The organism is uncultured Devosia sp. (assembly GCF_964244875.1).
In the GTDB taxonomy this organism is placed as follows: domain Bacteria; phylum Pseudomonadota; class Alphaproteobacteria; order Rhizobiales; family Devosiaceae; genus Devosia.
Genome location: NZ_CAXTKA010000011.1, coordinates 35,071 through 55,090 on the forward strand (window position 1 = coordinate 35,071; position 20,020 = coordinate 55,090).

Consider the following 20,020-nt stretch of genomic DNA (forward strand, 5'->3'; position numbering starts at 1 on the left):
ATTCCAATGCGTGTCTATTACGATCGTGATGCCGATCTCAACATCATCAAGTCGCGCAAGGTCGCCATCATCGGCTATGGCAGCCAGGGCCACGCCCATGTGCTGAACCTGCGCGATTCCGGGGTAACCGATGTCGCCGTCGGCCTGCGTCCCGGTTCCGCATCGGCCAAAAAGGCCGAAGGCGAGGGGCTCAAGGTGATGAGCGTCGCCGAAGCGTCCGCCTGGGCCGATGTCATCATGATGCTGACGCCGGATGAATTGCAGGCCGATATCTACAAGCAGCACATCGAGCCCAATATCCGCGATGGCGCGGCGCTGGCGTTCGCGCATGGCCTCAACGTGCATTTCAACCTGATCGAACCCAAGGCCAGTGTCGATGTGATCATGATCGCGCCCAAGGGCCCGGGCCATACCGTGCGCGGGGAATATCAGCAGGGTGGCGGCGTGCCGTGCCTGATCGCGGTGCACCAGGATGCATCGGGCAATGCCCATGATATCGCTTTGGCCTATGCTTCGGGCGTCGGCGGCGGGCGGTCGGGCGTGATCGAAACCAATTTCCGCGAGGAATGCGAGACCGATCTGTTCGGCGAGCAGGTCGTGCTGTGCGGTGGCTTGGTGGAACTGATCCGCGCCGGCTTCGAGACCCTGGTCGAGGCTGGTTATGCGCCGGAAATGGCGTATTTCGAGTGCCTGCACGAGGTCAAGCTGATCGTCGATTTGATCTATCAGGGCGGCATCGCCAACATGAACTACTCGATATCAAATACTGCCGAATGGGGCGAATATGTTAGCGGCCCGCGTATCATTACGTCCGACACCAAGGCCGAAATGAAGCGCGTGCTGAAGGATATCCAGTCGGGCAAGTTCACCGCCGAGTGGATGCAGGAAATCAAGGCGGGGGGTTCGCGCTTCAAGGCGACGCGTCGCCTTGCGGACGAACACCAGATCGAAGAAGTCGGCACCAAGCTGCGCGACATGATGCCCTGGATCAAGGCCGGCGCTTTGGTGGACAAGGCGAAGAACTGAGGCCCTGGCCTATCGGTAACATCAAGGCCGCGCGCGCAATCGCGCGGCCTTTTTCGTTTGGGCGTCAAATCGGGCGCGACAGCAGTACGTATTATCGATAATATGGCTGCGGAACACATAGAGGAGTCGGTTCGTGTCCGTGGAAAGCGATCTGGAAATCATTGCCGAGCAGGAGCGTCAGCTGGTGTTCACCCGGTTTGACGAAGACGTTGCCTTTGCCCTTGGCGCCCATGTGCGCGAGGCGGGCAGGGCGCTTGGCAAGGGGATCGCAGTGGGTGTGTATCTGTGGGACCGGACCATGTTTTATGGCGCGACGGCGGGTGCTTCGGGTGGCAATCGCGGCTGGGTGGAGCGCAAGGCCAATACGGTGCGCCTGCAGATGAAGAGCACGTACCGCATCGTGCTGGAGCGTGGCGACAAGCCGCGCCTGTTCGAGGACAGCTGGGCGGTGGATGCGGGCACGTACGTCATTGCCGGGGGTGCCTTTCCCATCGTCATGGCGGGACTTGGCGTGGTTGGCGCCGTTGCGACTTCCGGCCTCAGCGAGCGTGACGACCACGAGTTGTCCCGCCGGGCGATCGCCGTTGCCATTGGGCGCAATCCGGACGATCTGGCATTGCTGCCGGTATAGCGGTCTTCTTTGCCCAAGCGGTTTGGTCCAAGCCTGACGCAGTTGGCTGGATTTCCCGAATCGCGTCAGATGGACTTGCCGGAATTTCCGTCAAAGGCGGATGCTAATGCGGCGCGGTGCGGCCGCGCCGACTGGTCGTCGCCGAAGGTTGGACGGCATTGACCCGCAGGGAGGGCTGAGCATGGAAGCTGCCGCCGATATCGCGCTGATCAAGCGCCAGGAGCAGGAGCTGGTGCTGCCTGCATTTGACGAACATGTAGCGTTCGCGCTGGGCAGCGGGATCTACCAGCGGGCGGTGGCCGAAAGCCTGTCGCTGGTGGTGGATGTTCGCAGCTGGGACCGGCAGATGTTTTTCGCGGCCACGCCGGGCACCACCGCCGACAATGCCGAATGGGTCCGCCGCAAGATCAATACGGTGCGGCGCTTTCAGCGAGCGAGCTATCGCATGGTGGTCGAGCGTGGCGGGGATGCGGTGTTTTCCGACATCGTTCATGCGCCGGCGAGCGACTATGTGATTGCCGGCGGCGGCTTTCCGCTGCGCGTGCGCAATGCGGGGATCATCGGGTGCCTGACCATTTCGGGCCTGCCGGGACGCAGCGACCATGGCGTTGCCGTTGCAGCGCTGTGCCGGCATCTGGGATTGGACGAAAGATTGCTCGCCTTGCCCCCGGACTAGCGCGGCGCGGCTTGACTGAAAGCGCAATTTGAGCCGATCTGAGTGTCAGTGCGGGGGCCACCATGAAACTCAATTATCTGTTGCTCGACGTGTTCACACAGGAGCGCCTGAAGGGCAATCCGCTCGCCGTGGTGTGCAAGGCCGATGGCCTGCTTGATGGCGAAATGCAGGCGATCGCGCGCGAGTTCGGGTTGAGCGAGACCGTCTTCATCCAGAAGCCGCATGGCGAGCGCAACACGGCGCTGGTGCGCATTTTCACGCCCATGGTGGAACTGCCGTTCGCCGGTCATCCAACGGTGGGTGCCGCGGTGGTGCTGGGCTTGCAGAACAAGGTCAGCGCCGTGCGTCTCGAGGAAAAAGTCGGCTTGATCACTGCCTTGTTCGAGCGCAGCGACAAGCGGAGCGGGGAGGCCAGGTTCGGCCTGCCGCGCCTGCCGGCGCGGATCGCAGCGCTGAACGACAAGCTTATCCTCGCCCAGGCCCTGGGCCTTGAGGTTGAGGACATCGGATGCGGCGTCTATCAGCCGGGGGTGTATTCGGCGGGGGTCGAGTTCCATCTGGTGCCAGTGCGCAACAGCGATGCGCTGCGCCGCCTCGAGCGCAACATGCAGATCTGGCCGCTGGCGTTTCCGCATGGCCGCCAGTCCGTCTATGTTTTTACCACAACGCCGGACGAGCCCGACAACGACCTGGCCGCCCGCATGTTCGCGCCGGGCATGGGGCTGGGGGAAGATCCCGGAACGGGCGCTGCGGCAGCGGCGCTGATCGGGCTCCTGTCCGAGCACGCCGATATCGGCACCGGGCAGGCCGATTTCGTCTTGCGGCAAGGCGTCGAGATGGGCCGGCCCTGCCGCATCACCATCCAGTTGCGCAAGGACAGCGACGTGCTGGTGCATGGCGGCATAGGTGGCCATGCGGTGATCGTGGGCGAGGGGGTACTGGACCTCGACGACTGATCAGGCGCGCAGGCGCTGCGGTGACAGGGCGGCGCTATCGCTGAGTTGGGGCAAGCTTGCGGCGTCCGCCTTGTCCAGGTTGGACAGGGTTCGCGACAGACCGGCCATGCGCTCGCGGCTTTCGGTAACCAAGAGGTTGACGTTGCGCGCCGCCGTGGTGGATTGCTGGGCCAAGGTGCGCACTTCGGCGGCCACGACGGCAAAGCCGCGTCCGGCATCGCCGGCTCGAGCGGCCTCGACTGCGGCGTTGAGCGCCAGGATGTTGGTCTGGAAGGCGATCGAGTCAATATTGGTCACAATATCGGCAATGCGCTGCAGCATATCGCGCATGACCTGGCTGGTTTGATCGATCATCAGACGGCGGTCGGAGGTGTCGATGCCGCACATCAGCACGCGCGTGACCTTGCCCTGCAGATTGCGCAGCGCGGAAAACACCGCGTCCAGATAAAGCGTTTCGCCACTGGCTTTGGGCCAGGCGACTTCGCGCCGGACGCTGGAGCCGTCCAGAACCTTTTTGAGTTCACCATCGCCGAGCAGCCGGGTGAGGCGCACGGCGTCGCCGCCGGACAGGCCTTCCCAATCGACCAGCGCATCGTTGACGCTGGCAATGGCGCCCGAGGTTTCCCATTCGGCCAAGGCATTGGATTGACCGATGGTGTCCAGCTTGGTGGTATATTCCAGCGCCTGCTGCTTGGTGGCCGTCACGTTGGCCTGGATGGAGATGAAGCGCTCCAACTGCCCATCGGCGCCATGAACCGGGTTGATGGCAAGGCTGATCCAGTAGGGTTCCTTGCTGGCGGAATAGTTGAGAATTTCCTCGTAGAAGGGTTCGCCGCGATTGAGCTTGTCGCGGATGCGCTTGACCGTGGCTGGATCGGTGTGTTGACCCTGCAGCAAGGCGCCTGGGCTTTTGCCGAGGACCTGCGCCATGCTGTAGCCGGTCAGGCGTTCAAAGCCGTTATTGACGTATTCGATCCGCCGATTGGCATCGGTAATGATGACGGAATTGTCGGTGCCGTTGGCAACCAGCGACAGCTGGTGATGCCGTTCGCGCAGTGCCACCTCCTGGGTGATGTCGGTGGCGAACTTGACCACCTTGAACGGCCTGCCGTTCATATCGAGGATGGGATTGTAGGCGGCCTGGATCCAGATATCGTTGCCGTTCTTGCCGCGGCGGCGAAACTCGCCGGCCTCGTACCTGCCCTGGTTGAGGTCGGCCCAGAAGGTGCGGTAGGCAGCGCTCTCGGCCTCCGCCGGGTCCATCAGCATGCGGTGATGGCGGCCGACGAGTTCGTGACGGGCATAGCCGACGGCGGCGCAGAACTTGTCGTTGGCATTCAGGATCGTGCCATCCAGCGCAAATTCGATGACGGCCTGCGATTTGCCGATGGCGGCGATCTGCCCGGCGAAATCGGCAGCCTTCAGCTTGGCTTCGGTAACATCGCTGGCATATTTGACGATCTTGAACGGGGCTCCGTCCAATCCGAAGATCGGATTGTAGGAGGCCTGCAGCCAGATTTCGCGGCCGCCACGCGCCAGGCGCTTGAACTCGCCCGAAACGTGTTCGCCCTGGCGCAGCCGGCTCCAAAAGGCGCGATAGTCGTCGCCGGCTGCCTCGGCGGGTACGACGAACATGGCGTGGTGCTTCCCCCGGATCTGCTCGAGATCGTAGCCGACAGCGGCGAGAAACAGCGGGTTGGCCGACAGGATGGTGCCGTCGAGGCCAAATTCGATGACTGCATGGGATTTGCCGACGGCCGCGATCTGGCCTTCGTGGTCGGCGTTGCGCAGCTTGGCGGCAGTAACGTCGCTGGCGTATTTGACGACCTTGCGCGGATTGCCGGCGGCATCGAGAATTGGATTGTAGGAGGCTTGCAGCCACACGTGGCGGCCGTCCTTGGCGATGCGCCGGTATTCAGCGACAAAGAATTCGCCCTTGTTCAGGTTTTGCCAAAACGTCTTGTATTCGTTGCTGGTGCGCAGCGGCGGCTCGACGAAAATGCTGTGATGCTGGCCGATGATCTCTTCGGCACGATAGCCCATCGTCAGCAGAAAGTTTTCGTTGGCAGCCAGAATAGTGCCGTCCATGGCAAATTCGATGACCGCCTGGGAGCGGCTGATAGCCTCGCTCTTGGCCTGCAATTCGCGCAGGAGTTCGTCGTGGGCCGTGTCGATTTCCACAGGGCGCCGCAGTTTGCCGAATATGTTCATCACAATCCCGTCCATGGGCATCAAGCCGTCGGCAAGGAGGCCCGTCCCGTTCCCGCGAGACGACAATTCCGATGGCATCCGTATTAATGCGGATGCGGGGTAAAGAAGAGATTGACGAGAGAATGCCGGTACTTGGCGTACAAACCGGGCGTTGCCGCGGCCGCTCCGAACGTGGGGGACTTGCACAAAAAGGCAATCTCGCGCATGCTCGGAAAGAACCGGGATCGGACCTATGCAGCGCAAGCGCGCTATTGCCATCGCCATCGAGCAGCAACAGACCGTCAGGGTCCGCTTGATCGTAGCCTCCGGAACGCTGGTCGGCGCGGCACTGCTTCTCCTTCTTATCAGCCCCTGATAACCGACAGCTCGGCAAGCGAGCGGGTGGTCAGGGGATCGTCTTAAAACAAGCCGAACAGTTTATGTCCGGCCTGCAGAGCCAATGTCTCTGGGCCGATTGATAGGAATAAACCAATGCCTGCCGTAACCAGCGATACCAACAAAGACCGCGTCTTCATTTTCGACACCACATTGCGCGACGGCGAACAGTCGCCCGGCGCCACCATGACGCTGGAGGAAAAACTCCAGGTCGCCGAGGCGCTCGACGAGATGGGCGTCGATATCATCGAGGCGGGATTTCCGATCGCGTCCAACGGCGATTTCGAGGCCGTGGTCGCGGTGGCCAAGCAGGTCAAGACCGCGACGGTGGCGGGTCTCGCCCGCGCCATTCCCGCCGATATCGACCGGGCAGGGGAGGCCATACGCCACGCCCGGCGCGGGCGCATCCACACCTTCGTGTCCACCTCGCCGATCCATCTGGCGCACCAGATGAAAAAGAGCGAGGACGAGGTCATCGAGATCATCGCCCGCACCGTGGCGCAGGCGCGCAACCTGATCGACGATGTCGAATGGAGCGCGATGGATGCGACGCGTACGCCGATGGAATTCCTGATGCGCTGCGTGGAAACGGCGATCAAGGCGGGCGCGACGACGATCAACCTTCCCGATACAGTGGGCTATGCGGTGCCCGAGGAACATTTCGCGATGTTCAAGACCATCATCGAAAAAGTGCCCGGCGCCGACAAGGCGATCTTTTCGGTGCATTGCCATAACGATCTGGGCATGGCCGTCGCCAATTCCCTGGCCGGGGTCGCCGGGGGGGCGCGCCAGATCGAGTGCACGATCAACGGGTTGGGCGAGCGGGCAGGCAATGCGGCGCTCGAGGAAGTGGTGATGGCGCTGCGGACGCGCGGCGATGCCATGCCGTATCAAACCGGTATCGAGACGACGCACCTGGCGCGCGCCAGCCGCATCGTCGCGGCAGCCGCCAATTTTCCGGTGCAGTACAACAAGGCGATCGTGGGCAAGAACGCCTTTGCCCATGAAAGCGGGATTCACCAGGACGGCATGCTCAAGAATGCCGAGACCTATGAGATCATGACGCCAGCCAGTGTCGGCATCAAGGCCACGACGCTGGTCATGGGCAAGCATTCGGGCCGCGCCGCCTTCAAGGACAAGCTGAGGGAACTGGGCTATGAGCTTGGCGACAACGCGTTCCAGGAAGCGTTCGTGCGCTTCAAGGATCTGGCGGATCGCAAGAAGCATGTGTATGACGCCGATATCGTGGCGCTGGTCGATGACGAAGTGGGCTCGGTGGGTGATCGCATCCGGCTGATCGCCATGGAAGTGGTGTCCAAGATCGGCGGCGTGCACAAATGCGATCTGACGCTGAGCATCGATGGCGACGAAACCAGCGTCAGCTATGAGGGCACCGGCTCGGTCGATGCCATTTTCAACGCGATCAAGCAGGGCGTCGGGCAGGAGCCCAATCTGGTGCTCTATGCCGTCGATGGCGTCACCGGCGGGACCGATGCGCAAGCCAGCGCGCATGTGCGGCTGGAAATGAACGGCCGCATCGTTTCGGGCAATGCCGCCGAGCCCGATACGCTGGTGGCCTCGGCGCGGGCGTATCTGAATGCCTATAACCGCCTGTTGATCGATCGCGGCGCGGCAGCGCAAGGGGCGATGGCCGGCTAGCGCGCATGGCAGGGTCGAACGCGAGCCGCTTGCGTTCGACCCCGATTTGGGCGACCACCGTGTCGGGCCATTAGCGAGCGCGCCGGATTTGCTGTTCAGGGTAGAAATTCGTGGCGTGTTGACCGGCCTGGGGCTGGTGGCCGTGGTTTTGCTGGCGGCCATTTCAGTGCGGACGGGGCTTCCGGGCCAGGAATTGCTCACCAGCTTGCGCTTTCATATCGGGATCACCCTGCTGGCCCTGCCGGTGCTGCTGGCACTGACCGGGGGGCATTGGCGGGCATCGCTCTTGGCGGGATTGATTTGCCTTAGCCTCGGGCAGGGCGCCCTGGTGGTTCTCGGGCAATTGAGCAAGCGGGCAGAATTGGCGCAGCAGCAGCCGGTGGCCAGCTTCAGGATGCTGAATTTCAACGTGCTGGCGCGCAATCCGCGCGGGGCGGAAATTGCCGATTACATCGTGCGCACGTTGCCTGACGTTGCAGTCATTCTGGAAACCCCGGCGATCGAGGACGAAATGGGCAAGCTCAGTGCCCTTTACCCCTATCGCGTCGGGTGCGAGAGCCGCGCGACCTGCGATCTGTCGCTGTTCTCGCGCACGCCGTTGCGTGATGCCGTCATGTATCGGCCCAAGCCGTTTTTGCGCGAACGGCTGATCGTGGCCAAGACCACGATCGGCGGGCAGGAGGTAACGCTGGTTGCCGTGCATTTGAGCAAGCCGTATTTCGACGAGGCGGCGCAGACCGAGTTGCTGCAGGTGCAGGCGCTGTTGCGCAGCCTCGATGGCCCGGTGGTGGTCAGTGGCGATTTCAACGCTGCCGCCTGGTCAGACGATCTCGCGGCGCTGGTTGCCGGCAACGATCTGGTGCCGCCGCCGCGGTTCGTCTCGACCTGGCCGGTGGAACTGGGATCGTTCGGCGTTCCCATCGACAATATGTTCAGCCGGGGCGGCGCCTTGATCGAGGATGTGGAGCCGCTGGAGTCGGCCATCGGCTCCAATCACCGGGGTTTGCTGGCGCGCATTTCGATCATGGAACGCCCATAGCGCGGGCTGCAGCCAAGGCGGCGGGCAGCTCGGCTTCCAGAATGTCCAGCATGGCTTCGGGGCCGACGGTGATGCGGACGCAGCGGTCGAGACCGGGTGCCATCGGCTTGCGGATGAAGACGCCGCGGTCGGCCAGGGCTTCGAGCACGGATTTGGCAAAGGCCGCGTGGCGGCCGCAATCCACGGTGACGAAATTGGTGGCCGAGGGCAGGGGGTTCAAGCCGTGGGCGCTGGCCATGGCGGAAACCCGATGGCGCGCCGCGATGGTGCGGGCGACGACAATGTCGAGGAACGCTTGGTCCGCCAGCGCGGCCAGGGCAGCGGCCTGGGCAAGGCTGGAGACGCCGAAATGGTTGCGCACCCGATCGAATGGTGCGATCAGCGAAGCGTTGCCGATAGCGTAGCCACAGCGGACGCCCGCCATGCCATAGGCTTTGGAAAAGGTGCGCAGGCGCAGCACATTGGGGCGGTTGATGTCGATGGGCGGCAGCGCGCCGGGCGGGGCGAGTTCGCCATAGGCTTCGTCCAGCAGGAGCAGCGTGGTTGGCGGCAGGGCATCGACAAAGGCGGTCACCGTGTCGGCATCCCACCAGCCGGCCATTGGATTGTCGGGATTGGCCAGATAGACGATGTTGGCCGCAGTCGCCTGTGCGGCGGCGAGCAGGGCCTCGAGATCGGCCCGGTCATTGCGATAGGGCACGGCATGCAGCTGCGCGCCAAAGCCGATGATGTGGTAATTCATGGTCGGGTAGCCGCCGATCGAGGTCACCACCGTTCCGCCCTGGCCGGCGAACAGGCGGACGCAATGGCCCAAGAGGCCATCGATGCCCTCGCCGATGGTTACGTTGTCGGCCGGGACGCCATGGTGCCGACCGACGGCCCGGCGCAGGTCGAACACATCCGGGTCGCCATATTTCCAGCTGTCCCCGGCGGCATCGGCGATGGCGGCGAGCACCTTTGGCGATGGACCGAAGCCCGACTCGTTGGCGCCCAGGCGCGCGCGAAACGGGCGGCCCAAGCGCCGCTCGATCGCCTCGGGCCCGACAAAGGGGACGGTCTGCGGCAGGCCGGCGGCAAGCGGGGTCAGCAAAGAAGGGGGCATGGGGCGGCCTCGATTCGTCTAGCCATTATCATAAGGCAAGTTTGAACGGTGTCGCGCATCCGCGCGCTCGACTGCAAAGGCGGTTTTGCACAGGAGTAGCCCCTTTGCCTTGGTGCTAATCCCTTGTGACACAAGGGATTGCGCCGGCTTGTGCGGCTGGTGGTCTTTGAATCAAAAGCGGCGGGTCCAGGCAAGGTCTGGGAAGGCATGGCGGAGCAGATTGGGCCCGTGCCGGTGCAGGCACAAGACCTCTGGAAATAGCTAGGAGCTTTGTCATGCCGCCCACCTTTGTGCTCGCCCGCGATCATCTGGAACGTGCCGCTGCGATCCTGCAGGGGCCCGACAGCCAGTCCCGTCAACTCCGCCATATCATCGAGCGTACCATCGGGCTCATGGAAGAACTCGAGACGGAACTGCCGCCCGAAGCCGGCAATATCCTGGATTTTTCGGCGTTCCGTCGCGGCCGTCATGCGTAAGTCCACGTCTCGTCGTGGCGGGGTCCCAGGGATCGCTATCGCGCCGGTTCCACATGGCTTTCCGGACTCGGCGTGGCCGGGTCCGGTGCCACGGTGATGGCCGATTTTTCGGAGGCGCTGGTGGACAGTTCCTGGTCCAGGGCCAGCTTGGATTCCTCAGTCAGGCTGTAGAGCGTGGGCAGGTAGTCGGGCGTCAGCACCCAGGCGCGCAGTTGCATATTGACCGTCGAGCCGTCAAAACTGGCCACATGCACGATCGGCGCCGGATCGACCAGCACACGCTGGTCCAGTGTGGCGATGCGCAGCAGGAGCTTGCGCGATTTGGGAATGTCGATGGTTTGGGGCACGCTGACATTGACATCGATGCGCCGGCGCGGCTCGCGGCTGTGATTGGTGATCGCCGAGGCCCACAGCTTTTGGTTGGGGGTGAAGATATAGAGCCCGCTGGTGGAGCGCAGGCGCGTGCCGAAGAGGCCGATCTCGACCACGACACCCGCCACGCCATCGCCCTGGATGAACTCGCCGATGGCGATGGGGCGCAGCCAGATCAGCATGATGCCGGCGGCGATATTGGCGAGGGTGCCCTGCAAGGCGAGCGCGACCGCCAGGCCGGCGGCGCCCAGCACGGTCAGGATTGAATTGTTGGCGACGCCGAGCAGGTTCAGCGCGGTGACCACGGCAAAGATGATGATGGCGTAGCGGGCTGCCTGCGACAGCAAGGGAGCAAAATTCTTGTCCACACCGGAGGCCAGCGGCAGAAAGCGCCGGATCGCGCGCGCGGCGAGACGCGCCAGGTGCCAGCCTGCCACCAGCACGGCGATGGCTGACACCAGGCCGATGCCATTGGCGACAAACCAGGCTGCGGTCAGACTGAGAAAATCGGGAAGGTGCATGGATGGGCCGGTCCTTGGGGCAGGTGCGCCAAACCCACCTTAGCAAAGCCGCAAGCGCAGGAAAGTGGCCCCCGGCTGTAGACATGGGGAAATCCCTTTGCTAGAGAGCGTCCACTTTGGAAGCCCGGGCAAGGGCGAGTAGCTCAGCTGGTAGAGCAGACGACTCTTAATCGTCGGGTCCACGGTTCGAATCCGTGCTCGCCCACCAAAGCAAAATCCCGATATCGATAGTTTATCCGTGCGCCTTCCCGCTTTGCTAACCACGCGCGCGGAAGGCGAACGCGCGTATGCGACCGCTTAGCTCCTCTTAATCAATGGGGTCTATCTGTGTCGCGTCTTAAATTCCATAGTGGAACAAAAATGCGCGCAGTCTTCAAACCTCTGGTTTTCGTCGCCGCCGCCGCTCATCTGGCCGTCGCGCCGATCGCTTACTCCACGCAGTCCTTCGCCCTGACCGGCGATGTCGATCTGCCCAAGCCTTACGTGTCACGGGCGCTGGACGCTGTGCTGCTGCCGATCGATGCAGTGGTCCGCACCACATTCGCGCTCGATGCCAAGGACCAGGGCGTGCTGGTCTTGTCGGTACAGCCCGGAGGCGTTGCCGACCAGCAGGGCCTTGTTCCGGGCGATGTACTGTCGCAGGTGCGCGGCCACAAAATCGTCGATCCGATCGAGCTGGACGAAGTGGTCTATTATTGGATCAACCAGGGTAGCTTCGACTTCTCGTTCGACTATTATCGTGCCGGTGTCCTTGCCGCGACGACAGCGGTGATCACGCTCGAGCTTTACAGCGAGGTCGTCGACGTCGCTACGGTCGCCAGCTGGGAGACATGGTCGACCGAGACCAGCTTCAGCTATGCCGAGTTCTACGCGGAATATTCCGAGGAAATCACCGAGAGCTATGAAAGCTCGGAAAGCACGATCGAGGAAGTGGCCAGCGCTGAGGAATTCACCGAGGAGGTGACCGAGGAAGATGCAAGCGACGACAGCGTCGATGACGCCACAGACGACGACGGCACCGACGATGCTGCTGACGACACGGCCGATGATGATGATGATGGCGACGACGCCGACGATGATGGCGACACTGACGACGGTGACGATGGTGGTGACGACGGCGATGATGGCGGCGATGACGATAGTGGCGGTGATGACGGCGGCGAAGAATAAACCCAAGTTCGGCTGATGATTTGGGGCCCCGATCCTAACCGGTTGGGGCCTTTATCGTTTGCGAGCGCCAATCGCCTCTTACAAGCGATCACCAAGGCTCCATATTAGGCTAAACCTTGCAACTTTTGCCGACCCGGTCCGGTTCGGTCTTTCCCTGCCGCAGCCAGACCGCTATAGCGCCACCAGAACATTTTCCCGCCAGAGGTCACCGATGCCGTTTACCGACCCCAGCTTCCTGAGTTCACTGTTGCAGGTGATCCTGATCGATTTGGTGCTGGCGGGCGACAATGCGGTGGTGATCGGGCTGGCCGCGGCGGGCCTGGCGAGCGATGTGCGCCGCAAGGCTATCCTGATCGGCATCATCGCGGCGACCGTGCTGCGGATCTTCTTTGCGCTGATCACCACGCAACTGCTGGCGCTGGGCGGGGGCTTGCTGATCGCAGGCGGCGTGCTGCTGCTCTATGTGTGCTGGAAGATGTACCGCGAGCTATCGTCTTCTCATGCCGACGAACATGAGGCGCAGGAAGCGCTGGACAATGCGGATACCAACGCGGATGGCACCGTGGCCGGCAGGGCGCCGCGCAAGACGCTGCGCCAGGCCGTCATCCAGATCATCATTGCCGACGTGTCGATGTCGCTCGACAACGTGCTGGCCGTGGCGGGGGCGGCGCAGCATCATTTCGAGGCACTGGTGATCGGGCTGGGCCTGTCGGTCGTGATGATGGGCGTCGCCGCCAGCTTCATCGCGGGGCTGTTGCAGCGTTTCCGCTGGATCGCGTGGGTGGGCCTTCTGATCATCCTGTTCGTGGCCATCCGCATGGCGCTCGAGGGGCTGGGCGCGTTCGTTGCGATCCCGGAAATTCCGCTGCTTTATAAGCCGCACGCAGTCGGTGAAGTTGCGGGCGCGGCGCATTAGCCTTTGGTAACCACGGCTCGAACTTTGCGGCATTATCCTCGGCGAAATAGGACTTTGATCATCTTGGGCGGGTAGTTTCGGGGGCAATTGCCAGCCGGAACCCTGCGCCATGTCCGCCATCGTCAATCGACTGGCTCCAGCAAACGCCGTTGTCCCCGAGCAGCAGCCCAGTGCTGTGGCCGGGTTGCGGCTCGAAACGCGCATCGTCGACGGTGCCGAGTGGGACCGGACCATTGCGGGGTTCGACGAGGTTTGCCAGGAACAATTGCATGTGTTCGCCACAGCGCGCTGGCCGAGTGTCAAGCAGGAGCCGATGCTGTTCCTGGCCGACGGGCAGGTGGTGGGCGGCTCGCTGATGATGGTGCAGCCCCTGCCATTGCGCATCGGTCATATCGCGGTGTCCAAATGGGGCCCGATGCTCAAGGACAGCAGCGCGCCCCATGCTGCCGCCCTGCGCGACGCCATGGTGGAAGCGCTGATCGCCGACTATGCCGAGCGGCGCGGACTGATGCTGTCGGTGCTGCCGAGGGCGGCGCTGGAGACGGACAATAGCGCCTATGAGCGGTTGCTGGCGCGCGGCTTCAAGCGCGGATCGGAGCTGGGATTTCCCAGCCGCTATATCGTCAGGCTGGGTTTGAGCGATGCCGAGCAGCGCAAAAGCCTGCAGCAGAAATGGCGGTACCACCTCAATAAATCCGAAAAAGCAGGGCTCAGTTTCGAGCATGCCGGGCCCGAGCGGATGGGGGAATTCGACAGGCTTTATGCGGCCATGAGCGAGCGCAAGCAGTTTCCCGACCATTCGGCCTATGACACGGTGCCGCTGCTGATGGCGCTCGATATCGAGACGCTGCGGCCGGAACTGTTCTTCGTCCGGCACGCGGGCGAGGTTGTCGCGGGGGCATTGATCTTCAAGGCGGGGGACCGCGCGGTTTATCTCTACGGTGCCACCAACGACACGGCGCTGCCGCTGCGCGCGGGCTATTTCATGCATTGGCAGATCATCCGCTGGTTGCGCGATAATACCAGAGCCGGCTGGTACGATCTGGGCGGCACCGATGGATTTCACGGGTTGCACCAGTTCAAGAAGGGCATGGTGGGGGAGGCGGGCGTGATCACGCCCGTGCCGCCCGTCGCCAACTATGCGGCCAGGCCGTGGGCTTACCTGTTGGGCAACGGTGCATTCTGGGCACGCGACGCGGCCTATCACATCCGGCGCGTCGTGACGGGCGCGCTGCGGCCCAAGGCACGGCCGGACCAGGCACCGGTCGTGGTCGAAGCGGGCCAGCCATGAGCCTGCAGCGCCGGCTGGCGTCGCAATCAACGATCATTTTCGCCGCCCGGATCGGCGGGTCGGGACTGGTGTTTCTGACGCAGGCGCTGATCGCTCGGCTCTGGGGCGCCGCGTTGCTGGGCGATTACCTGCTGGTTACGGCCACGATCAACCTGATCGCGGTGGTGATGCCCTTGGGCTTTCATACCGTGGGTGCGTATTTCGCCGCCGACTATCGAGCGCGGGGCGAGAAGCGGCAGCTGGCGCAGTTCATGCGGCGTGCCTATGGGCATGTGCTGGGCACGTTCGTCGCCCTGCTGCTGGCGGGCTATCCGCTGCTGATGGTGCTGGGCCAGACCGGCTCGGCGCTGGGACAGCATTTCGTGCCGCTGGCGGTGCTGGCGTTCTGTTCGGGGCTGGTGCATGTCAACGGCTCGGTGCTGATCGGGCTCAAGCGCCCGCTGGCCGGGTATTTTGCCGATGCCGTCGTGCGGCCGATGATCGTGCTGGCGGCGTTTGTGCTGGCGCTGAGCTTTGCGGTGCCGGATGCGGCGTTCGGCTCCATGCTGTGGATCATGGCAATTGCCTATCTCGTCGTCGCGCTGGGGCATTTCGGCTTCGTGATGTTGACCATGCGCACGGTGCCCGACACGGCCGAGCCGCGGCTTGAGGATGTGCGACGCTGGTGGCGGTTCGCGCTGCCATGGGTGCTGATATCGCTGGCCACGGATTTCTTTTTCGATATCGACCTGCTGCTGTTGTCGCATGCGCTGCCCAAGGACCAGCTGGCGATATTCGGGGTCTGCACGCGCATTTTCTCGCTGGTGTCGTTTGGCGTGGCGGTGGTTTATGCCGTGACCCTGCCGGATATCTTCGAGAGCGAAGCCAATGCCGACCGGGCGGCATTCACCCGCAAGATCGGCGATGCCAACCTCGTGGCCAGCGGCATTTCCGTACTGCTGTTCGCCGGCATGGCGATCGTCGGCCCGTTCGCGCTGATGCTGTTCGGCTCCAGCTTTTCCGCAGGAGCGTTGCCGCTGGCGATCTTGTGCCTGGCACTGGTGGTGCGCTCGGTGATGGGTCCGGCTTCGGTGGTGCTGTCGATGCATGACCGGCCATATGCGAGCCTGCCGGCAGTGGGGCTGGGGATCGTGTCGCTGGTGGTGCTCAATGGCGTGTTGGTGCCGCGGTTCGGGATCATCGGCGCGGCGCTGGCGGCAACGCTGGCGATCACGCTGTGGTCGGTCGCGCTGTGGTGGACGGCGTTGCGGACGGCCAAGCTGGATGTGTCGATCGTGCAGCGGTTTCGCCGGGCGGGGGTGCCTGAGCCGGTGTGAAGCCTATGCGCCGACCAACGTGCCAAGACGCTGCTTCAGGCGGCCCAGGCGGCCAAGGTTGACGCCGTGATCGTAGCCGTCGCTGACCTTGGTATAGGGCTTTTCGACGAACACGTAGTCCTGCCCGAACAGATGGTTTTCCATCACGAAGGTCTGTTTATAGCCATAGCGGCGCAGCAGCAGGAGGGCGACTTCGTTTTCGGGGCGCACGAAGGTGAAGGCCTTGTGGAAGCGGCCGTTGTTCCAGTGCTCGTCGAAGGCGCGCATGCCGAACATGCCCAGCTTGGTATTGCGGAACTTGGGGAATACCCAGGACCAGTAGCGGAAGATGGCGCCGTATTCGGGGCCGGACACCATGGCGCCGCCGGGCTTGCCGTCGCTCATCATGATCATGATGTGCCAGGGGTCATGGGCGATCAGCGCGCGCAGGAAGGCCTTGCTCAAGCGGCCCATTTCGTGGGCCTTGAAGATGTCATTGTAATGGGGCGAATTGCCGATCACGTCCATCAATTCGACGTGGATCATGTCGATATCGGCGGGCGTTGCTGCCCGGATCGTCATTTCGGCCATGGAACTCACCTCATCGCGAAAACAGCATAGCAAATCGGGGGCTTAGGCTGAAGCGCGGGGCTTTTTCGCGGTTAATGTCCGGTACTGTCGAGCCGCCGGAGATATACCCATAGCTGGGCGTTTGTGGCCTTGCGGGGCACGGGAGGCGCCAGTAAAACCGAAAGAAAAGGGAGCACCATCCATGAGCGAGCCGCTCGTCTTCCAGCCCAGCGCGGCTGCCATCGCGCATACCCATGCCACCAAGGCGCAATACGAGCAGATGTATGCCCGCTCGCTCAGCGATCCGGACGGGTTCTGGGCCGAACAGGCGAGGACCGTGGACTGGATGGAGCCGTTCACGAGGATCAAGAACACCAGCTTTGCCTATCCCGACGTGTCGATCAAATGGTTCGAGGACGGGGTGCTCAACATCTCGGCCAATTGCATCGACCGGCATCTGGCCACCCGGGGCGAGCAGGTCGCCATCATCTGGGAGGGGGACACGCCGGGGACAGACGAGACGATCACCTATCGGCAATTGCACGAACAGGTCTGCCGCTTTGCCAATGTGCTCAAGGCGCAGGGGGTCCGAAAGGGCGACCGCGTCACCATTTACCTGCCGATGATCCCGGCGGCCACCTATGCCATGCTGGCCTGCGCGCGGATCGGGGCGGTGCATTCGGTGGTGTTCGGGGGCTTCTCGCCCGAGGCGCTGGCCGGCCGCATCGCCGATTGCGACAGCCGCATCGTCATCACCGCCGACGAGGGAAGGCGCGGCGGCAAGACGGTGCCACTCAAGGCCAATGTCGATGCGGCGCTGGCCAAGACACCGGGGGTCGATCGCGTGCTGGTGGTGCGCAATACCGGTGGCGCGGTGCTTATGCAGGAGGGGCGCGATCTTTGGTATCACGAGGCTGCGGCAGACGTATCCGCCGATTGCGCGCCCGAGCCGATGCATGCCGAGGACCCGCTGTTCATCCTTTACACGTCTGGTTCCACCGGCAAGCCCAAGGGCGTGCTGCATACGACGGGGGGATATCTGGTCTGGGCGGCGCTGACGCATCGCTATGCGTTCGATTATCGCGATGGCGATATCTACTGGTGCACGGCCGATGTGGGCTGGGTCACGGGGCACACCTACATCGTTTACGGGCCGCTGGCCAATGGCGCCACCACGCTGATGTTCGAGGGCATTCCGAGCTATCCCGATGCGGGCCGGTTCTGGGAGGTGATCGACAAGCACAAGGTCAATATCTTTTACACCGCGCCCACCGCCATTCGTGCGCTGATGGGGGCGGGAGCCGATTGGGTCGACAAGGCCGACCTCTCCTCGCTGCGGCTGATCGGGTCGGTCGGCGAGCCGATCAATCCCGAAGCCTGGCTGTGGTATCACAAGCATGTGGGGCACGAGCGGGCAGCGGTAGTGGATACCTGGTGGCAGACCGAGACCGGCGGCATATTGATCACGCCATTGCCCGGCGCCATCGCCGCCAAGCCGGGCTCGGCGACACTGCCGTTTTTCGGGGTCAAGCCGCTGGTGCTGTCGCCCGAGGGCAGGCTGCAGGAGCAGGCCGTGGCAGAGGGGGTGCTGGCCATCGCCGATAGCTGGCCGGGGCAGGCGCGCACGATCTGGGGCGACCATGCGCGGTTCGTCTCGACCTATTTCGAGACCTATAAGGGGCTCTATTTCACCGGCGACGGCTGCCGGCGTGATGCAGACGGCTATTACTGGATCACGGGCCGGGTCGATGACGTGCTGAACGTGTCGGGTCATCGGCTGGGCACCGCCGAGGTGGAGAGTGCGCTGGTCAGTCATCCCAAGGTTAGCGAGGCCGCCGTGGTCGGCTATCCGCACGAGATCAAGGGGCAGGGCATTTATTGCTATGTCACCCTGATGGCGGGCGAGCGCTATGACGACGCCCTCAAGAGTGAATTGCGCAACTGGGTGCGCAAGGAAATCGGGCCAATCGCCTCGCCGGACTTGATCCAGTGGGCGCCCGGCCTGCCCAAGACTCGATCCGGCAAGATCATGCGGCGCATCTTGCGCAAGGTGGCGGAGAACGATTTCGGCTCGCTGGGCGATACCTCGACGCTGGCCGACCCGGCCGTGGTGACGGACTTGATCGAGAACCGGCAGAACAGGTAGCCCGGCACTGCGCTCAGCGGTCAACCTAGGCCCTTCCGCTCTCCTTGCGGGTAGGGTTATTGCATGTGGCTTGGCACGATTCTGTCGGTGGCACAGGACGGCTCCTCCCCCTGTCAGGGGGAGGTTGGGTGGGGTGAGGGAGCCCGGATATTGGGGCCAATGGACCCCCACCTTGATCCTCCCCCTGGTAGGGGGAGGTGTCGACTGAGGCGTTTTGCCAAGAGACCTGGTCGTCTGCGATAGTCCTGCACTTGCGGGAGAGGACAGGGTTGGGAAGCTCCGCAGGTAGAGGTCACAGGCGGACACGCCAAGATTTCCGATCCCGCCATTGTTTTGGCTGGTTTGCTGCATCAACGTGCGGCCAGCGAATCACGATCCGGATCATCCCCTTGCCCTCATTGTTGTCTAGGCTGCTGCTGGCGTTCGGCCTGCTGACCCTTTCGCTTGCCTGCGCCCAGGCGGCGAGCCTTGAGCAGATGGCCGGGCAGATGATCGTGATCGGCTTTCAGGGTGATGACGCCGACGACGCCTCGGTGCGGGCCCTGCGCGACGAGATCGCGGACGGGCACCTGGGCGGGGTGATGTATCTCAAGACCAATGTCAAAAGCCTCGATGCCGTCGGCGCGATGAACGCCGCGTTCAAGGCCGCAGCGCCCGATCTGCCGCCATTCATCACGCTGGACCAGGAAGGCGGCTCGGTCGAGCGGCTGACGCGCGCGGTCGGCTTCATGGAAGTTCCCAGCGCGGCGGCCGTAGCGGCGAAGAGTTCGGTGCAAAAGGCGCAAGCGATCTATTCCAGCATGGCGCAGGATATTGCCGCCCTGGGATTCACCGTCAATTTCGGGCCGGTCGCCGACATGGCGGTCAATCCCGACAACCGGGTCATCGCCAGGGTCGGCCGGGCTTTCGGCACCGATCCGCAGACCGTGGCCGCCTATGACAGCGCCTTTATCGCAGCGCACCACCAGGCGGGACTGGTCACTGCGCTCAAGCATTTTCCCGGCCACGGGTCCTCGACCGCCGACAGCCATGCCGGCTTTGTCGATATCACCAATACTTGGAACCAAGCTGAGCTCGATCCCTATCGCACCCTGATTGCGCAGGGCTATGACGACCTGATCATGGTGGGTCATCTCTACCATGCAAACTATTCCGGCAGCGACCAGAAGCTGCCCGCGTCGCTGTCGCCGCAATGGATCGACGGCGTGCTGCGCAGCGAGCTCGGGTTCAAGGGCGTGGTGATCAGCGACGATCTGGAAATGGGCGCCATCCGCAAGCTTTTCAGCTTGCGCGAGACCGTGACCGGGGCCGTACGCGCGGGCACCGACGTGCTGCTGTTTTCCAATACGGCGCAGTATCATGAAGGGCTCGGCGCCGAGATCCTGGCCATCCTGATGGACGAGGCGCAGAAGGATCCGGCTTTTGCCGCCCGGATCGAGCAAAGCTACAATCGCATCGTCGCGCTCAAGGGGCGCCTGCACTGAGCCGATTCGGTTGCGTTTTGGCTTGAAAGCCCGGCAAACAGCCGGTCTCAAGGCCGCTGTTCCTTCTTGCGCGCGTGGCGGATAAGATGGCGGTCCGCGCTGGC

The 20,020-nt window shown here is 63.2% G+C and carries 18 protein-coding genes and 1 tRNA gene; 15 read left to right on the forward strand and 4 right to left on the reverse strand.

Annotation, left to right across the window (positions count from 1 at the left end):
* The first annotated feature begins 6 nt into the window (after positions 1–6).
* The 4 genes from ilvC to ACFE8X_RS13120 all read left to right on the forward strand — a co-directional run bounded on the left by ilvC (position 7) and on the right by ACFE8X_RS13120 (position 3,289).
* A complete protein-coding gene (ilvC, locus tag ACFE8X_RS13105) occupies positions 7–1,026 on the forward strand; it encodes a ketol-acid reductoisomerase (RefSeq protein WP_375451928.1) in 1,020 nt (339 codons plus the stop codon).
* Between the two features lie 133 nt (positions 1,027–1,159).
* The gene (locus tag ACFE8X_RS13110; protein WP_375451929.1) at positions 1,160–1,657 is read left to right on the forward strand and encodes a heme-degrading domain-containing protein; all 498 of its coding nucleotides are present in this window, start codon (positions 1,160–1,162) and stop codon (positions 1,655–1,657) included.
* 181 nt (positions 1,658–1,838) lie between these two features.
* Positions 1,839–2,333, forward strand: a complete 495-nt coding sequence (locus ACFE8X_RS13115; protein ID WP_375451930.1) for a heme-degrading domain-containing protein — start codon at positions 1,839–1,841, stop codon at positions 2,331–2,333.
* A 62-nt stretch (positions 2,334–2,395) separates the two neighbouring features.
* Positions 2,396–3,289 (forward strand): PhzF family phenazine biosynthesis protein, encoded by an 894-nt coding sequence (locus ACFE8X_RS13120; protein WP_375451931.1) that lies wholly within the window; start codon positions 2,396–2,398, stop codon positions 3,287–3,289.
* On the opposite strand, the gene ACFE8X_RS13125 is transcribed toward ACFE8X_RS13120, so the two are convergent.
* On the reverse strand, positions 3,290–5,500 hold the full coding sequence (locus tag ACFE8X_RS13125) for a PAS domain S-box protein (protein WP_375451932.1): 2,211 nt from the start codon (positions 5,498–5,500) through the stop codon (positions 3,290–3,292).
* A gap of 232 nt (positions 5,501–5,732) precedes the next feature.
* Between ACFE8X_RS13125 and ACFE8X_RS13130 the strand changes: the two genes are divergently transcribed.
* From ACFE8X_RS13130 to ACFE8X_RS13140, 3 genes are all read left to right on the forward strand, one after another.
* Positions 5,733–5,855 (forward strand): hypothetical protein, encoded by a 123-nt coding sequence (locus ACFE8X_RS13130; protein ID WP_375451933.1) that lies wholly within the window; start codon positions 5,733–5,735, stop codon positions 5,853–5,855.
* Between the two features lie 116 nt (positions 5,856–5,971).
* On the forward strand, positions 5,972–7,534 hold the full coding sequence (locus ACFE8X_RS13135; protein WP_375451934.1) for a 2-isopropylmalate synthase: 1,563 nt from the start codon (positions 5,972–5,974) through the stop codon (positions 7,532–7,534).
* Positions 7,535–7,622: 88 nt separating this feature from the next.
* Positions 7,623–8,573, forward strand: a complete 951-nt coding sequence (locus tag ACFE8X_RS13140) for an endonuclease/exonuclease/phosphatase family protein (protein ID WP_375451935.1) — start codon at positions 7,623–7,625, stop codon at positions 8,571–8,573.
* On the opposite strand, the gene ACFE8X_RS13145 is transcribed toward ACFE8X_RS13140, so the two are convergent.
* Positions 8,557–9,675, reverse strand: coding sequence for a pyridoxal phosphate-dependent aminotransferase (locus ACFE8X_RS13145; protein ID WP_375451936.1), 1,119 nt, complete (start codon positions 9,673–9,675; stop codon positions 8,557–8,559). The two genes, ACFE8X_RS13140 and ACFE8X_RS13145, sit on opposite strands and share 17 nt — an antisense overlap.
* Positions 9,676–9,950: 275 nt before the next feature.
* Here ACFE8X_RS13145 and ACFE8X_RS13150 point away from each other — a divergent pair, with 275 nt between their 5' ends.
* Positions 9,951–10,151, forward strand: a complete 201-nt coding sequence (locus ACFE8X_RS13150; protein WP_375451937.1) for a hypothetical protein — start codon at positions 9,951–9,953, stop codon at positions 10,149–10,151.
* Positions 10,152–10,186: 35 nt separating this feature from the next.
* Here the strand turns inward: ACFE8X_RS13150 and ACFE8X_RS13155 are convergent, their stop codons facing one another.
* On the reverse strand, positions 10,187–11,044 hold the full coding sequence (locus ACFE8X_RS13155; protein WP_375451938.1) for a mechanosensitive ion channel family protein: 858 nt from the start codon (positions 11,042–11,044) through the stop codon (positions 10,187–10,189).
* A 132-nt stretch (positions 11,045–11,176) separates the two neighbouring features.
* Between ACFE8X_RS13155 and ACFE8X_RS13160 the strand changes: the two genes are divergently transcribed.
* The 5 genes from ACFE8X_RS13160 (at position 11,177) to ACFE8X_RS13180 (ending at position 15,737) form a co-directional block, all read left to right on the forward strand.
* A tRNA-Lys gene (locus ACFE8X_RS13160) sits at positions 11,177–11,252 on the forward strand.
* A gap of 152 nt (positions 11,253–11,404) precedes the next feature.
* Positions 11,405–12,214 (forward strand): PDZ domain-containing protein, encoded by an 810-nt coding sequence (locus ACFE8X_RS13165; protein ID WP_375451939.1) that lies wholly within the window; start codon positions 11,405–11,407, stop codon positions 12,212–12,214.
* Between the two features lie 211 nt (positions 12,215–12,425).
* On the forward strand, positions 12,426–13,130 hold the full coding sequence (locus ACFE8X_RS13170; RefSeq protein ID WP_375451940.1) for a YjbE family putative metal transport protein: 705 nt from the start codon (positions 12,426–12,428) through the stop codon (positions 13,128–13,130).
* A gap of 109 nt (positions 13,131–13,239) precedes the next feature.
* Positions 13,240–14,421 (forward strand): lipid II:glycine glycyltransferase FemX, encoded by a 1,182-nt coding sequence (locus tag ACFE8X_RS13175; protein WP_375451941.1) that lies wholly within the window; start codon positions 13,240–13,242, stop codon positions 14,419–14,421.
* On the forward strand, positions 14,418–15,737 hold the full coding sequence (locus ACFE8X_RS13180; protein WP_375451942.1) for a lipopolysaccharide biosynthesis protein: 1,320 nt from the start codon (positions 14,418–14,420) through the stop codon (positions 15,735–15,737). The genes ACFE8X_RS13175 and ACFE8X_RS13180 overlap by 4 nt, the downstream gene beginning before the upstream one ends.
* Positions 15,738–15,740: 3 nt before the next feature.
* Here the strand turns inward: ACFE8X_RS13180 and ACFE8X_RS13185 are convergent, their stop codons facing one another.
* The gene (locus ACFE8X_RS13185) at positions 15,741–16,307 is read right to left on the reverse strand and encodes a hypothetical protein (RefSeq protein WP_375451943.1); all 567 of its coding nucleotides are present in this window, start codon (positions 16,305–16,307) and stop codon (positions 15,741–15,743) included.
* Between the two features lie 181 nt (positions 16,308–16,488).
* Here ACFE8X_RS13185 and acs point away from each other — a divergent pair, with 181 nt between their 5' ends.
* Together acs and ACFE8X_RS13195 are read left to right on the forward strand one after the other, a co-directional pair.
* Complete coding sequence (acs, locus tag ACFE8X_RS13190; RefSeq protein ID WP_375451944.1) at positions 16,489–18,432, forward strand: acetate--CoA ligase; 1,944 nt, start codon at positions 16,489–16,491, stop codon at positions 18,430–18,432.
* A gap of 389 nt (positions 18,433–18,821) precedes the next feature.
* A complete protein-coding gene (locus ACFE8X_RS13195) occupies positions 18,822–19,916 on the forward strand; it encodes a glycoside hydrolase family 3 N-terminal domain-containing protein (protein ID WP_375451945.1) in 1,095 nt (364 codons plus the stop codon).
* The last annotated feature ends 104 nt before the right edge of the window (positions 19,917–20,020 follow it).

Excerpts from the sequence above, each read along its gene's own strand:
- ACFE8X_RS13120 (WP_375451931.1), top strand. The coding sequence starts at position 2,396 with ATGAAACTCAATTATCTGTTGCTCGACGTGTTCACACAGGAGCGCCTG.
- ACFE8X_RS13175 (WP_375451941.1), top strand. The coding sequence starts at position 13,240 with ATGTCCGCCATCGTCAATCGACTGGCTCCAGCAAACGCCGTTGTCCCC.
- ACFE8X_RS13155 (WP_375451938.1), bottom strand. The coding sequence starts at position 11,044 with ATGCACCTTCCCGATTTTCTCAGTCTGACCGCAGCCTGGTTTGTCGCC.
- ACFE8X_RS13150 (WP_375451937.1), top strand. The coding sequence starts at position 9,951 with ATGCCGCCCACCTTTGTGCTCGCCCGCGATCATCTGGAACGTGCCGCT.
- ACFE8X_RS13130 (WP_375451933.1), top strand. The coding sequence starts at position 5,733 with ATGCAGCGCAAGCGCGCTATTGCCATCGCCATCGAGCAGCAACAGACC.
- ACFE8X_RS13165 (WP_375451939.1), top strand. The coding sequence starts at position 11,405 with ATGCGCGCAGTCTTCAAACCTCTGGTTTTCGTCGCCGCCGCCGCTCAT.
- ACFE8X_RS13135 (WP_375451934.1), top strand. The coding sequence starts at position 5,972 with ATGCCTGCCGTAACCAGCGATACCAACAAAGACCGCGTCTTCATTTTC.
- ACFE8X_RS13170 (WP_375451940.1), top strand. The coding sequence starts at position 12,426 with ATGCCGTTTACCGACCCCAGCTTCCTGAGTTCACTGTTGCAGGTGATC.
- ACFE8X_RS13185 (WP_375451943.1), bottom strand. The coding sequence starts at position 16,307 with ATGGCCGAAATGACGATCCGGGCAGCAACGCCCGCCGATATCGACATG.
- acs (WP_375451944.1), top strand. The coding sequence starts at position 16,489 with ATGAGCGAGCCGCTCGTCTTCCAGCCCAGCGCGGCTGCCATCGCGCAT.
- ACFE8X_RS13125 (WP_375451932.1), bottom strand. The coding sequence starts at position 5,500 with ATGAACATATTCGGCAAACTGCGGCGCCCTGTGGAAATCGACACGGCC.
- ilvC (WP_375451928.1), top strand. The coding sequence starts at position 7 with ATGCGTGTCTATTACGATCGTGATGCCGATCTCAACATCATCAAGTCG.
- ACFE8X_RS13115 (WP_375451930.1), top strand. The coding sequence starts at position 1,839 with ATGGAAGCTGCCGCCGATATCGCGCTGATCAAGCGCCAGGAGCAGGAG.
- ACFE8X_RS13145 (WP_375451936.1), bottom strand. The coding sequence starts at position 9,675 with ATGCCCCCTTCTTTGCTGACCCCGCTTGCCGCCGGCCTGCCGCAGACC.
- ACFE8X_RS13180 (WP_375451942.1), top strand. The coding sequence starts at position 14,418 with ATGAGCCTGCAGCGCCGGCTGGCGTCGCAATCAACGATCATTTTCGCC.